The sequence below is a fragment of the Leptotrichia wadei genome (genome assembly GCF_007990545.2).
Taxonomy (GTDB): Bacteria; Fusobacteriota; Fusobacteriia; order Fusobacteriales; family Leptotrichiaceae; genus Leptotrichia; species Leptotrichia wadei.
In genome coordinates this window covers 1090812-1105452 of the sequence record NZ_AP019829.2, presented here as the reverse complement: position 1 = coordinate 1105452, position 14641 = coordinate 1090812, and the positions used below count along the sequence as shown (strand labels likewise).

Annotated in this window: 14 protein-coding genes; 4 read left to right on the top strand and 10 right to left on the bottom strand. The window is 28.0% G+C overall.

Annotated features, from left to right (window positions below):
- Nucleotide 1: 1 nt before the first annotated feature.
- Entirely contained in the window at nucleotides 2–367 is a 366-nt protein-coding gene (locus FVE73_RS05165; protein WP_018497988.1) for a PBECR3 domain-containing polyvalent protein, read from the top strand.
- Between the two features lie 340 nt (nucleotides 368–707).
- Here the strand turns inward: FVE73_RS05165 and FVE73_RS05160 are convergent, their stop codons facing one another.
- Nucleotides 708–1820 (bottom strand): tyrosine-type recombinase/integrase, encoded by a 1113-nt coding sequence (locus FVE73_RS05160; RefSeq protein WP_018497987.1) that lies wholly within the window; start codon nucleotides 1818–1820, stop codon nucleotides 708–710.
- 146 nt (nucleotides 1821–1966) lie between these two features.
- On the opposite strand from FVE73_RS05160, the gene FVE73_RS05155 reads away from it, so the two are divergent.
- Entirely contained in the window at nucleotides 1967–2350 is a 384-nt protein-coding gene (locus FVE73_RS05155; RefSeq protein WP_018497986.1) for a hypothetical protein, read from the top strand.
- Between the two features lie 13 nt (nucleotides 2351–2363).
- Nucleotides 2364–2666, top strand: coding sequence for a hypothetical protein (locus FVE73_RS05150; protein WP_018497985.1), 303 nt, complete (start codon nucleotides 2364–2366; stop codon nucleotides 2664–2666).
- A 313-nt stretch (nucleotides 2667–2979) separates the two neighbouring features.
- On the opposite strand, the gene FVE73_RS10875 is transcribed toward FVE73_RS05150, so the two are convergent.
- The 7 genes from FVE73_RS10875 to vapD form a co-directional block, all read right to left on the bottom strand.
- Nucleotides 2980–3609 (bottom strand): DUF3427 domain-containing protein, encoded by a 630-nt coding sequence (locus FVE73_RS10875; protein ID WP_232058538.1) that lies wholly within the window; start codon nucleotides 3607–3609, stop codon nucleotides 2980–2982.
- Nucleotides 3566–6031: a DEAD/DEAH box helicase family protein gene (locus FVE73_RS05145; RefSeq protein WP_232058537.1), complete on the bottom strand. Its 2466-nt coding sequence runs from the start codon at nucleotides 6029–6031 to the stop codon at nucleotides 3566–3568. The genes FVE73_RS10875 and FVE73_RS05145 overlap by 44 nt, the downstream gene beginning before the upstream one ends.
- Nucleotides 6019–6222, bottom strand: a complete 204-nt coding sequence (locus FVE73_RS10870) for a hypothetical protein (protein ID WP_232058536.1) — start codon at nucleotides 6220–6222, stop codon at nucleotides 6019–6021. The genes FVE73_RS05145 and FVE73_RS10870 overlap by 13 nt, the downstream gene beginning before the upstream one ends.
- A gap of 20 nt (nucleotides 6223–6242) precedes the next feature.
- The gene (locus tag FVE73_RS05140; protein ID WP_175284482.1) at nucleotides 6243–6911 is read right to left on the bottom strand and encodes a 3'-5' exonuclease; all 669 of its coding nucleotides are present in this window, start codon (nucleotides 6909–6911) and stop codon (nucleotides 6243–6245) included.
- A 225-nt stretch (nucleotides 6912–7136) separates the two neighbouring features.
- Nucleotides 7137–8933, bottom strand: coding sequence for a translation elongation factor 4 (lepA, locus tag FVE73_RS05135; RefSeq protein ID WP_018497982.1), 1797 nt, complete (start codon nucleotides 8931–8933; stop codon nucleotides 7137–7139).
- Nucleotides 8934–9268: 335 nt separating this feature from the next.
- Nucleotides 9269–9934 carry a YdcF family protein gene (locus FVE73_RS05130; protein ID WP_026238992.1) on the bottom strand — a complete coding sequence of 222 codons (666 nt, stop codon included), beginning with the start codon at nucleotides 9932–9934 and terminating at the stop codon, nucleotides 9269–9271.
- A 74-nt stretch (nucleotides 9935–10008) separates the two neighbouring features.
- Nucleotides 10009–10293 (bottom strand): endoribonuclease VapD, encoded by a 285-nt coding sequence (gene vapD / locus FVE73_RS05125; protein ID WP_018497980.1) that lies wholly within the window; start codon nucleotides 10291–10293, stop codon nucleotides 10009–10011.
- A 148-nt stretch (nucleotides 10294–10441) separates the two neighbouring features.
- Here vapD and FVE73_RS05120 point away from each other — a divergent pair, with 148 nt between their 5' ends.
- Nucleotides 10442–10696: a type II toxin-antitoxin system Phd/YefM family antitoxin gene (locus FVE73_RS05120; protein WP_018497979.1), complete on the top strand. Its 255-nt coding sequence runs from the start codon at nucleotides 10442–10444 to the stop codon at nucleotides 10694–10696.
- Nucleotides 10697–10841: 145 nt separating this feature from the next.
- Here FVE73_RS05120 and FVE73_RS05115 read toward each other — a convergent pair whose 3' ends face one another.
- Both FVE73_RS05115 and FVE73_RS05110 read right to left on the bottom strand, forming a co-directional pair.
- Complete coding sequence (locus FVE73_RS05115) at nucleotides 10842–12740, bottom strand: ABC transporter ATP-binding protein (protein WP_018497978.1); 1899 nt, start codon at nucleotides 12738–12740, stop codon at nucleotides 10842–10844.
- Nucleotides 12740–14479 carry an ABC transporter ATP-binding protein gene (locus FVE73_RS05110; protein ID WP_018497977.1) on the bottom strand — a complete coding sequence of 580 codons (1740 nt, stop codon included), beginning with the start codon at nucleotides 14477–14479 and terminating at the stop codon, nucleotides 12740–12742. Before FVE73_RS05110 ends, FVE73_RS05115 begins: the two co-directional genes overlap by 1 nt.
- Nucleotides 14480–14641 lie beyond the last annotated feature (162 nt).

Here is a 14641-nt window from a genome sequence, read left to right as displayed (position 1 = left end):
TATGATAAAAGAAAAAATTAGATATACAAAGACAGGAAAGCGATTAGAAGTTTACGAATTTAAAGCTAAGTTACATCAAAAAGTAGTAATGAGTAAAAATCAGTTTGAAGAACATATTTTTCCAAAACATCCTGAAATTACACTTGAAATAATAAAGGAAGTATTAGAAAATCCAGATTTTGTAACAAAACAGTCAAAATCTCGTAAAGAGCATTTTTACCAAAAGAAAATTGGAAAACTAAATTATTTTGTAGTAATTTCACAGCACAAAAATGTAAAAAATCTCAGATTTGTTCTGACAGCCTTTATGGCAAAAGATTCAAATTTTTTAAAAGAAAAAAATATACACTATAGATATAAAAAATAAAAATCTTTAAAAAAATCACCGCGTAAAAAGCCGTATAAGAGCTTAAAATTGACTAAGCCATACTTTTTATCGTCGATGATTTTTTATTGCTTCAAATCGCTTTATTTTGATGAAACAGTTTTTAATTTTGTATTTTATGATTTTTAAAACTTTTTTGATTTATGTGAACCTTAAATAGAATTTTTTGCCATATATACTATAAAATAAGGTTTACTTTACTGTTTTTAAAATTCAAAAGTTCTATAAAAGTTCTATTTTTTTAGTTTTTTTCAATATTTTTTCTACCTAAACTTCAATATTTACCTTTATATTTATAGTATAACACTTAAATGTTAATAATTCAACTATTATTATTTAACTTTTTCATAAGTTGTTTATTGGCATCTTTATATAAATGAGAATAAGTATTTATAGTAGTTTGCAGGTTGTCATGCCCTAGGCGTTTGCTGATTGCTGTAATGTCGGCTTGGATAAATAACAAATATGAAGCGTGGGAATGTCTAAAATCATGAAGTCTTATTTTTTCAACATCAGCTTGAATACTATACTTTTCCAAAATATATCGTAATTGAGATTTTTTTAAATTAAAGATTCTTTGAGATTTTAAATTTTTTTTTGTTAATTCTAACTCAAATTTAGAAAAATATGATTTTAAATCTGAAATAAGATTTTCAGGAAGAAGAACTTTTCTTATTGATCCCAAAGTTTTTGGAGTGGTTACATATTCTTTTTTATTTATTCGAGAAATAGTTTTATTTACATCTATAAATTTTTCTTCCAAATTAATGTCATCAAATGTAAGAGCCAAAACTTCTCCAATTCGTAATCCAGTCCAAAATAAGACTTTAAATATAGTAATCGCATCTGAATATTTACCATTTTTTTCTTTATTTTTTGATTCAAGAAAATTTATAAATTTATTAAAATCATCTACTGACCAGATTTTCATTTCAGATCGATTTTTTTTACTTCCAAATGCCCCTAAATTTTTACAAGGATTTTCATTCAATCCTTGATATTTTGCAGCCCAATTAAACAAACTTTTTAAAGCTGCATAAATATTAGCTTTAGAATTTTCGCTAAATGGCTTTCCATTTTCATTTTTCTTTTCCAGCATTTCATTTTGCCATTCTCGAATCATATAGGAATTAATCTTGCTAATCTCAACATCGCCAAAAAAAGGCAATATATGTAACCTAAAAAAATTTTCCACAGTATTGATAGCTGTAGGTTTATGTCTTTTGCTATAATCCTCAAAATAAAGTTCATACAACGATTGAAATGACATATTTACAGATTTAGCAATTTTTTTCTTAAATTCATATTCATATTCCTGAGCTTCCTTTTTCTTCTTAAACCCAGTCTTTTTGTACTTTTTATTTACACCTTTGTAATCTTTAGCATAAAACATCGCATACCATGTTTTTTTATCAGCATTATAATAAACTGGCATTTTTTAGTCTCCTTAATTTTTGATCTTAAATAATTATATCATATTTTTATCTCTATATAATAGAAAAATTTAATCTCGATTTTTTTGATTTTGTGTGATATACTTAACTTGAATTATAATAAAAAGATAGGATGTGAAAATATCTAATGAAAGTAAAATTAAAAGAAAATGGAACGATTCATGAAGTTTTTGGAATTGTTATTTTAGATAATCGAAAAAAATTGTTTTTATTATATAGTAATTTTGAAGTTCTTGATACAGAGTTAGAAATTGTAGATGGAAGGATACCTTTTGATTGGCATTGGAAAATAATAAATAAAGAATGGTGTAAGATAATTATAGGTCCACAAAAATTGACAAAAAATCTTATTTATGCTGCATATCATTGGGAAGGAGAAGAAGCTTTAGAATACAAAAAACTACAATCTGATGAAATGAAGAAAAATTGGCAAAAAAATTTAGAATATTATGATGAGGTTTTAAATTATAGCAATATTTTCGATAATATGCTATATAAGTTTGAAAGATAAATAAGGAGTTTATATGAAAATAAGATATAAAAATATAGATTATTTAGTAATGGGAATATGTTATTTTAAAAATAATAAGGAATCACATTATTTAATAGAAGAAGAAAAAAAAATAAAATGGATTTCAGAAACTTTTATTGAAGTAGAAAAATCCAAAATGCCATTTAATTGGTCTCTTTCATTAGTGAATAATTCAAAATATGATTTTTTGTGCGGTTATTATGAACTATGTAATTTGCCCGAGCATTTTGAAGGAATTATGTTGGGAAATAAAAAGGATTTGGAAATTTTTTTAAAAAAAGAAAGAAAGAATTAGAATTATGGTTAGAAAAATTAGATTATTATAACTATAACAAAGAAATAACTTTTGAAAAAATTTTTTCAAAAGTTAAATTGTAGTTCTCCATTTATAAAATTTTTATATAACAACATACATTAATTAAGATGGAGTAATATGTAATGTGTGATAAATATAAATAATAAAATATAATATAAAAATCTATTCTCTATCGCATACTTTTGCCAAACACATTTCATAAATTACTACTATCATTCACATTATTATTCATTCTTTAGATAGATTTTTCCATGATTTTTAAGACTTATTCCACTACCACTACTTAAACTACTTAAAATTTATACAATTCATAAATTAACTTTTGAGGAATTTTTTTATCCAATTTCCATAATATTTTCATTGGTTTATCGCCTTGACTGCTGTAATACTTTGCATTTCCTAGATAGATAAAAGGGTTTGTCTTATTTCCATTCATAAAAGCATATTTTCGTATAAAAATATGAACTTTGAAGCCTTTTTCTTTATGATGAATAAACATTTGTCCAACACTTGAATTATGAGAAGTTTTTGGTTGACTTATCCACTGAATAATATCATCTGCAAATAATGAATTGTCATACTTTAAATTCTCTTGAAAAATGTGCGTTTTATCAATTGTCGCAAACAAGCAAATATCTTTCTCAGTATTCGCATAACCAGCTCTCCAGCTGCCTTTTGGTACCTTAGAATCAAGTAATATTTGTAATTCCACCCGCTTATATTCTTTATACGAAATGAGAATATTTTCGTTAAATTCATCTAAATCATTTCTTTTAAATTCATTCAAACCTAGATAAATTAATTGTTTCAATCGATTTATAAAATTTGATTTATTTACTTTTTGGTTAGATTTCATAGTATTTTTTTTATTTAATTTTTCATTTGAAAATAATTTTATATTTTTTAGAAAATTTATAGCCATAAAGAGTTTTTTCTAAAATCTCGTCTTCCATCAATTCCTCAAATATCCTATTCAAAAGGTAATATTTTTCAAAATTTCCTTTGATATCAAAAAATTCCTTATATTTGTTTAATAAATCATTGTTATTAATATACTCTTTTCCAGTTACCAAATAATCAATAATCAAAAAGGTAAACGGCTCAACAAGTGTTAATTTCTTTTCTAAATATTCTAAAAATTCAATTTCAGTTTTATTTAATGGATTTTTCTCATTTTCCTTTTTAAAAATTTTAGAATCTTCAAATTGTAATTGAGCGTTATAAAATGAATGCATTTTTAGGCATAATTCCTGAAATAACTCGATATTTGTATCAAAATCTCTTACTTGCAAAAACTCATCTTCAGATTTTCCAATTTCAGCTTTATAATCTAAATACATTTCCTTTAAAATATTTTTTGAACTAAAATTGATCTTTTCTATTTTTTCAATAATACGATTTTGGCAAATTCTATCTAGCTCCACATAACAAGATTTTGGAATATTTGAAAATTGATTTTTAACTTCATTAATAATTTTTTCTTTTTTAGTAAACAGCGTATCTTTGTTATCAACTTCATTTGAAAAATAATTTATCAGCAAATAATCTTTCTTGTGATTTCCAATAAAATCAATAATTGTTACAAAATCCTTATTTTTAGCCTTTCTTAATCCTCTCCCAATTTGCTGTATAAAAATTGTTGACGACATTGTGGGACGTAAAAATAGCAGTAAATTAATTGTTGGAATATCAATTCCTTCGTTTAAAATATCTACTACGCATAAAATTTCAATTTTTTTGTTTTTAAATTTTTCTAAAATTTCTGATCTTTCGTTTGAACTTGTATTTGCTGTAATCACAGCTGATTTATAACCTTTTTTTGAAAATTCTTCTTTCATAAAAAAAGCATGTTCAATATTCTGACAAAATGCAACAGCACTTAGTTCATCACCATCAAAGCCAAATTTATTGATTTTTTCAACAATATAATCGGTACGTGTGTTCAACAATAAATTTTCTAGTAATATCTTTTCATTGTATTTCCCATTTTTGTAAGGAATATTATCATAATTAATCATATAATCATTTACTCCAAAATAATGAAAAGGCACAATCAAGTCCTCTTCCAAAGCCTCTTTTATTCCAATTTCATCCACAACATTATAATCACAAAGTGAAAGAATATCTTTGCCATCCATACGTTTTGGAGTCGCTGTTAATCCTAATAGAAATTTTGAATTAAAATATGATAATGTTTTTAAATAACTGTCTGACATTGAATGATGAAATTCATCAACTATAACGTAATCAAAAAAACTAGGCTTAAATTCATTATAACAATTTCTTAAAGACTGAATCGAAGCAAAAATTATATTTTTATCAATTTCCTTTAAGCCGCCATAAATTCTTCCAAATTCATTTTTGTCAATTTTAAGGATTTTTGAAAAAACATTTATTGCATTTTCTAGCAACTCTTCACGATGAGCAATGAATAAAAATTTTATGTTTGAAGTTTTTGATTTTTTATCATTTATTTCAAATAATTTATTTTTAGCATTAGACTTAATTTCAAAAAACTGTTTTATATCCATTGCGGCAAGATAGGTTTTTCCTGTACCAGTTGCAGAAATTACAAGGCCCTTTTTATTGCCGTTTATTCTAGTTTCTTTTAGTTTTTGCAAAACTCTTTTTTGCATGCTATTTGGTACAAATTTATTTTCTTGTTCAATTTTGGTTTTCCTATAATCAAAAGTATTTTGTGCATTTATAGATTTTTTATATTTTTCATATTCATCAATAAAATCTTGTGTCAATTCTATTGCTTCATTACTATGCCACAACTTCTCAAATTGATTCAGCGATTTTCCATAAATATTAAAAAAACTGCTATCTGTGAGCTTCACATTCCATTCTTCTGCCGAATACAAGGCACTTTGACTAATATTAGACGAGCCGATTACAACACTATGATATTTTTCTTTTTCAAATAAATATGCTTTTGTGTGAAAACTCTCGCTAGAATTATTATAAACCTTAACTTTTATGTTCTCATACGACAAAAGTTTTCGCAATGCCTTTGAATCCGTAATATTTAGATAAACAGATGTTATAATTTCTCCTTGAATCCCTTGTTTTTCAAGTTCATCCAAAGTGCTTATTAACAACTGAATCCCTGAATATCTTATAAAACTTACAATAAAATAGAATTTTTTACAGTTTAGCAATTCCTGTTTTAAATAAATAAAAAAATTACGAAATTTAGCCTTTTCGTTTATAATTAATTCATTTATATTGCCAATTATATCTTTATTTTTTCGTTTTAACGGTAACTCAAAGTGAAAATCAGTATTTTGAATCTTTATTTTTTCTGATTCATCTGTAAATGCCTGATTTAACAAATACAATTGTTTTTCAGTAAATTCAATAACTTTTTGATAATCATTTTTCCAATAAAATCAGAAATTTTATCTGAAAAAGTTTCCAGAACTTCAAATTCTAAATTTTCCTTGTATTCAGTTATTTCTAAAAAATTATCATTTTTTTCTTCTGTATTTATTAAATTACTTGACTCAGATTTTTTTGCTAAAATACTCATTTTCACCCCTTTTATTTTAATTAATTTTTACAAGAATTTAAGTCCTGTAAATTATTCTTTTCTAAAAATTCTAAAATTCTCTTATTTCCAGTTTTATGCTTCATCATTTTAAAAAATATTCTAAACATTATTAAAACATCATAATAACTTCCGTGTAATTGACTTTCTTCAAATGGAACATTATAATAATTGGCACATTCCATTAATTTTGGCCATTTGTAGTTTCCACAGGAAGAACCTGTTACCTTTACAATATCTATATTTGTTAGCATTGTATCAAATTGATTTTGCAATGGAAAATCTACAAAACTTCTGTCAAATTTTATGTTATGAGCGACAAAATGGCTTGTATCTTGACAAAATAAAAAGAAATTATCCATATCTTCCTTAAAAGTCAAAGGATATTCAATTCCTGTATTTTGAATAATATTTTTCCTTTCACTTAAAATTACATCATCTGTCAATCCATTTACATTAATTGCACCTTCATTTAACTCTTCGCCTTCATTTCTAAAATAAAATCTGTTAAATTCAGAAACTTTTTTCCATTTGTTTCTCTCTTCTCCAGAATTTTCAGAATTATAATTAACCTTTATCGCAGACATCGACAAAACAGAACTTCCCTGAAATCCGTTTGTTTCCACATCAAAAAATATAATATTCTTATTTAATTTTATTTCCTTATTCACTATTTTCTCTTTCCTTTTTGTTTTTTCTACCTTTTTTATAATTTTACATCGAATAAACTTTTGGATTATTTAATCAATAGATATGTTCGATAATATAAAACTTTTTATCTATATACAAGGAATCAATACCCCCATTGCTTCCAAAATATTTTTATTTTACAAATTTTAAGTTTGTATAGTTATCGAACAAGTCTAATTTTTATATTCATATTTATATAAGATAAATTAGTCATTTAATTTTAATACTGATAAAAACGCCTCTTGTGGAATTTCTACATTTCCGATTGCCTTCATACGTTTTTTACCTTCTTTTTGTTTTTCTAATAATTTTTTCTTACGTGTAATATCTCCACCATAACATTTTGCAAGTACATTCTTTCTAAGTGCCTTAATTGTTTCCCTTGCAATTATTTTTGTACCCAATGCAGCCTGTAATGGTATTTCAAACTGCTGTCTTGGAATAACATCTTTTAATTTTTCAACGATTGCACGTCCTCTGTAATAGGCATTATCTTTATGAGCAATGAATGAAAAGGCATCTACTGGATTTCCGCTTACCAAAATATCTACTTTTACCAAGTCTGATTCTTTGTATCCAATCATTTCATATTCAAATGAAGCATACCCTTTTGTACGTGATTTTAATTTATCATAAAAATCAATTACAATTTCTGCAAGTGGCAAGTCATAACTGATCATAGTTCTCGTTTCATCAAGATAATTCATATTAATAAATGTTCCTCTTTTTTCCTGACAAAGTTCCATCACATTTCCAACATAATCTTTTGGAACAATGATTGTACCCTTTACATAAGGCTCTTCAATATATTTTTTCCCTTCTGGAAATTCTGCGGGGTTATCAATTACTACCATTTCCCCTTGTTCAGGCGTTACGTGATATTTAACAGATGGTGCTGTTGAAATCAAGTCAATGTTAAATTCACGACGCAATCTTTCTACAACTATTTCCATATGTAAAAGTCCTAAAAACCCACATCTAAATCCAAATCCCAACGCAAGTGATGTTTCTGGGGCATAAGATAATGAAGCATCATTCAACTGCAATTTTTCCAATGCTTCTCTTAAATCTTCATAGTCATCTGTTGAAACTGGATAAATTCCAGCAAAAACCATACTTAGTGCAGGTCGATACCCTTCAAGTGCTGTACTTGTTGGATTTTGTACGTGTGTAATAGTATCTCCAACTTGAGTATCTTTAATTGATTTAATACCAGTAATAATATATCCAACTGATCCAACTGTTAATTCATCTACTTCCTTCATTTTAGGCGAGAAAATTCCAACTTCCAGTACATCAAATTCCTTTTCAGTAGACATAATCTTAATTCTGTCTCCTTTTGCAATTTTCCCTTCAATTATTCTAATGTACGTTATAACTCCTCTAAAATCATCATAATGTGAGTCAAAAATTAACGCTTTCAAAGGATTGTTAATTTCTCCTTTAGGTGCAGGAATATGCTTAATAATTGATTCCAGCAAATCTTCAATTCCAAATCCAGTTTTTCCAGAAACAAGAACAGCATCATCTGCTGGAAGCCCAATAACTTCCTCTATTTCGAGCTTAACCTTATCAGGATCCGCTGAAGGTAAGTCAATTTTATTTATTACAGGCAATATTTCCAAATCGTTTTCCAAAGCCAAATACACATTTGCCAATGTCTGTGCTTCGATTCCCTGTGCGGCGTCAACTACAAGCAAGGCCCCGTCACAAGCTGCAAGCGATCTTGATACTTCGTAAATAAAATCGACGTGTCCCGGCGTATCAATTAAATTTAACTCATAAGTCTCCCCGTTTCGAGCCTTATACTTCAGTGTAACTGCCTGTGCTTTAATCGTTATCCCTTTTTCCCTTTCTAAATCCATGCTATCCAACAGCTGATCTACCATTTCCCTTTGCGTTACAGTTCCTGTCTGCTCCAAAAGCCTGTCCGCAATAGTGGATTTTCCATGATCAATATGTGCTATTATCGAAAAATTTCTTTTATTCTTTTGATCCAACATTTATATTGTTTCCTCCGTTTACTCGTTTATTATCTTCTTTGTTATATTTTTAAAATGAGTAACTATTCTATCCGAATCTAGTTACTCAGCAATATGTATATTATATAATAATTTTACATTTTTTCATAGTCTTTGTGAAAAATATTTTACCAAAATTCAGTTATTTTTTATATTATATTTTAATTTTTCATAAAATTATAGCAAAACCACTTTAAAACTGAACTTAAAGACATGACTATTTTATTCAAATCTAGAGTTTATATAATTTTTAACAGATTCTAGTACACTTTAAAATTGAAAATAAAAATTATATTTGTATCACTTAAATTATAAATTTATTTAACTTTTAACTGATTCCTAGATTGAAAAATAAAATAATTTACATTTGACAAAAATTCCCTAAAATATGATTTTGGTATGGAAATAAGTGGCGTTTTCGCTGGAAGTCCGTAAATTTCATAATTTTCATTGTCAAACCCAACTTTTCTAGCAATATTTTTAGAACGGAAAATATGATAATCATTCGTTACAATCAATACTTTTATTTTTTGATTTTTTTTATTATTGTTTAAAATATTTTTACTATTTTCAATATTTTCTATCTTCTCAAGACTAAACCTAAAATTTTCAACAGTATTCTTAGATTTGTCCTCCAAAATAATTCTATCCTCACTAATTCTATTTTTCAAAAGGTCCCTTTTTATCGCCAATCCTTCAGCAACACCTTCATTTTTACCTTGTCCGCCAGTTGCAATAACCTTGACCTCTGGATTTTTCCTTAAATACTCCGTTGCAGCCTTTATCCTTTCCATAAGTGATTTAGTCGGCTTTTCTCCTTTTACTCTTGCTCCCAGTATTATTACATAATCTACTTTTTTATTCTCATTTACGGCTTTTCTATCAGTTATATATTCTTTTATTATAAAATATTGCACAAAGCAAAATAAAAAAACAAATAAGATAATAGAAATTTTTATTACTGTTATAATCATATTCTTCATAAATTTTCGATTGTAAAAATATCCTTTCTTAAAATAAAGGCTGTTCCATTTCTGAAACAACCGCTATAAAATAATTATTCTTTCACGATAGCTGTAAAATCACTCCAATCTTCAACTTTAAAAGCTCTAATATCCCTTACAGAATTTTTAAACCATTCGATAGATTTTAGTTTTGTTATGGCTTTATAAACTTCAGCTAAAGTGTTTTTTTCAGTACTATTCACATATAAACTGCCCTGTGTCCATTCAAAACCTAGTATCTCCAATTCCTGTCGAATTTCATCGTAAGCCCTATTATATGGATCACCATAATTTTTTTTCAAATCATCAATTTTTAAATCAAATGCAATTGCATACATCTGTGATCCCTCCTCTTTTAAATATTTTACAACAATATTTTATTATATTTTACCATAATTGTCAATTTTTTGTTTTTATTTTTTAATTGACATTTTGTACAAAAAGAACTATAATAAATTGTACAAAAACTATAAAGGAGTGATAAGTATGTTAGCTGTAAGTTTTTCAACTATGAGAAATAATTTAAAAAATTATTGTGATAAAGCAGTGAAAGAAAATGAAGATGTAATTGTAACAAGAAAAAATGAAGAAAATGTAGTTTTAATAAATCTTGAAAAATATAATCAATTTTTGAAAGCAGTCCAAAATGCTGAATATCTTGCAAAAATAGATAGAGGGTTTTCTCAGATGAAAAGTGGAAAAGGACAAGTTCATGATTTAATCGAGGTCGACGATGAATAAATTTAAAAATTTGTCTATGCCATTGATGAAAATGGGGTTTTATGGATAATTTCTTGTAGAGGACATTATTAAAATTAATTTTTTACAATAAATTAAAAAGAGTGGCACTTAATCCACTCTTTATTTTTTACACAAATATTTTAGTTTACTGATTTTCAAATCCACCCGTATAAAGCTGATAATAAGTTCCTTTTTGTGCAATCAGTTCATTGTGATTTCCACGTTCGATAATTTTTCCTTGATCAAGTACCATTATTACATCGGAATTTTTGATAGTTGAAAGTCTGTGGGCGATTACAAATACTGTTCTTCCCACCATTAACTTGTCCATTCCTTCCTGCACGATTTTTTCTGTTCTTGTATCAATGCTTGAAGTTGCTTCATCCAGGATTAAGACTGGGGGATCAGCGATTGCTGCTCTTGCTATTGACAATAATTGCCGTTGCCCTTGTGAAAGGCTGGAACCGTCACCGCTTAAATAAGTGTCGTAGCCTTGTGGTAAATGTTTTATAAAATGGTCAGCGTTGGCAAGTTTTGCAGCAGCATACACTTCTTCATCTGTTGCATCAAGTTTTCCATATCTAATGTTGTCGGCAACTGTTCCAGAAAATAAGTGTGTGTCCTGCAATACAATTCCAAGCGATTCTCTTAAATCATGTTTTTTTATTTTTTCAATGTTAATGCCATCATATCGGATTTTTCCAGAATTAATATCATAAAATCTGTTAATCAAGTTTGTAATTGTAGTTTTTCCAGCTCCTGTTGCACCAACGAAGGCGATTTTTTCTCCTGGCTTAGCATAAAGATTGATATTGTGAAGTATTGTCTTTTCATCATTGTAGCCAAATGTTACATCTTCAAAAACAACATCTCCCATTAGTCTTTCATAGGAAATAATTCCGTCAGAATGTGGATATTTCCAAGCCCATGCACCTGTGTGCTTTTCAGTTTCTGTAATGTTTCCATTTTCATCAATATTTGCGTTTACAAGAGTTACATAGCCGTTATCTTGTTCAGGTGTCTGATCTAGCAGGTTAAATACCCTTTGGGCTCCAGCCGATGCCAATATTACTGATGTTAATTGCTGTGCAATTTGTGAAACAGGCTGATTTATTACTTTTATGAACTGCAAGAATGATACAAGTCCACCGATTGTAAATCCTGCAATGTTATTAAACACTATTATTGAACCAAGAACGGATGTAAGTACAAAGTTTATATTTCCAAGGTTTCCGACAGCAGGGCCTAGAATGTTTGCAAATTTCATTGCATTGTTTGCCCTGTTAAATAATGCTGTATTCAGCTTATTAAAACGTTCATCAGCCTTTTTCTCATACGAAAATACTTTTACAACTTTCAGACCTTCTATCATTTCCTCTACATATCCATTTACAATACCGATATTTCTTTGCTGTGCAGTATAGTTCTTTGAACTTTTTGCAGAAATAGTCTTTGTTGTGACAATCATAATTATAATCATTACTACTACAAAGAATGTCAATGGAACATTTAGGATAAACATTGAAATAAGCACGCTTATAATTGTAATGATTGAAGAAATCACTTGTGATAAGCTTTCTACCATCATATTTCTCAATGCATCAATATCACTTGAATAGACGCTCATTATATCTCCGTGTGCATTCGTGTCAAAATATTTTATAGGAAGTGATTCCATGTGTATAAATACATCATCTCTTAATTTTTTTAATGTTCCTTGTGCAATGTAAATCATAAAAACTTCATAAATATATGTACATGCAACTGCTCCGGCATAAACAGTTATCATCTTAAAAATTATTGAAATTAGGCTCTTTAAAAACTCTGGATTATTTTTTCCAATGTTTGGAATAATAACTCCATCTATTAATTCCTTTGAATACATCGTTCCGATAACCATTCCAAATGAACCAAGGCAAATAAATGCAATGACAAATAATGTACGAATCTTGTAATGCTTAAACATATACCCCAGTAGTCTTATTAACCCTTTTATCTGATTTTTAGATTCCGATTTTTGGGATTTTTTGTTATCTTTAGCCATTATTCATCACTCCTTTCTGTCTGAGATTCGTAAACTTCACGATATACGTTGCTCATTTTAATTAGCTCATCGTGTGTTCCTGCAGCTGTAATAACTCCATCCTCCAAAACTAATATTTTATCAGAATCCTTTATTGATGAAATTCTTTGACCAATAATAATTTTTGTAATATGTGGCAATTCATTTTTAAAGGCTTCTCTTATTAGTTTATCCGTTTTTGTGTCAACTGCACTGGTTGAATCATCTAAAATTAATATTTTTGGAGATTTTAGCAAAGCTCTTGCAATACATAGCCTTTGTCTTTGCCCTCCAGACACATTTGCTCCGCCACGTTCAATACGAGTATCGTACTTTTTAGGAAATTTTTGAATAAATTCATCAGCCTGTGCCAATTTACAGGCATGTTCCATTTCCTCATCAGTCGCATTCTCATTTCCCCAACGTAAATTGTCCTTTATACTTCCTGAAAACAGCACATTTTTTTGAAGAACCATCGCTACATTGTCTCGAAGTGTCTTTATATCGTAATCCTTAACATTAACTCCTCCAACTAAAAGTTCTCCATCTAAAACATCATACAGTCTTGGAATTAACTGAACAAGAGCCGATTTTGCACTTCCAGTTCCACCGATAATCCCAATAGTTTCTCCAGATTTTATTTCCAGATTGATTTTTGTCAAATTTAGCACTTCAGGATTATTGCTGTAACTAAAGTCAACATTTTTAAATAAAATTGAACCATCTTTTACTTCAGTTATTCCATTTTCAGGGTTCTTAATGCTAGGCTCTTCATTTAAAACCATTGCAATTCTATCTCCTGATGCTCTTGAAAATACAATGTTTACAAGCATCATTGCAAGCATAAGAAGGCTCATAAGAATATTTGTTGTATAGGCAAATAAACTTGTCAATTCTCCAGTTGTCAATTCATGCACGACAATCATCTTTGCACCAAACCAGGAAAGCAGCAAAATACATGAAAATACAGTCAGCTGCATTACTGGAGATACAAAAATTATAATATTTTCTCCCTTTAATAGCATATTTTTCAAATTTTCCGTTGCCTTTTTAAATTTTCCTGTTTCATATTTTTCACGGATATATGCTTTTACAACACGGATTCCGTTAATATTTTCCTGCAAACTGGCATTAATGTCGTCATATTTTCTAATTGCTGCAGTAAATATTGGATGAACTTTAAAAATGATAAAAGCTAGAAAAGTTCCCAAAAATAAAACTGCAACAACAAATATCATTGACAGTCCTGGATTTATCATAAAGGACATAAATATTGCAACACACATCATAAGTGGAGCTCTTACAAATCCCCTTATTAACAGCTGAAATGAATTTTGGATATTATTAACATCTGTTGTAAATCTTGTAATAAGTCCAGCTGTAGAAAATTTATCAATATTTGTAAACGAAAATGACTGTATTTTGGAAAACAAATCCTTTCTCAAATTTTTAGCAAATCCAGCCGAAGCATAAGAAGCATATTTACTGGCTTGTATTCCCGATAACAGCGACAGCATCGCCACTCCCAGCGTTATAAGGCCCATAACGATAATAAAATTCATATCACCTTTTCCATTATTTCCATTAAGTCCATTATCTATAATCATCGCCATAAGTGTCGGAATAAGCATTTCAAAAATAACTTCTATTCCAATGAATATAGGCGAAATTAATGCACTTTTTTTGTATTCCCTAAGACTGGAAAATAATTTTTTTAACATTTAAATAAACACCTTTCCTTTCTTTTGATTTTTTTATTAAAATAAATTAACTTATACTATTTCCATTTATTAACCAGCGAACTGGATATAAAATTCTTTTTTTATATTTTATATTGCTCTCAATTTTATTAGAATAATCAATATAAATTTAAAAGCACGAAA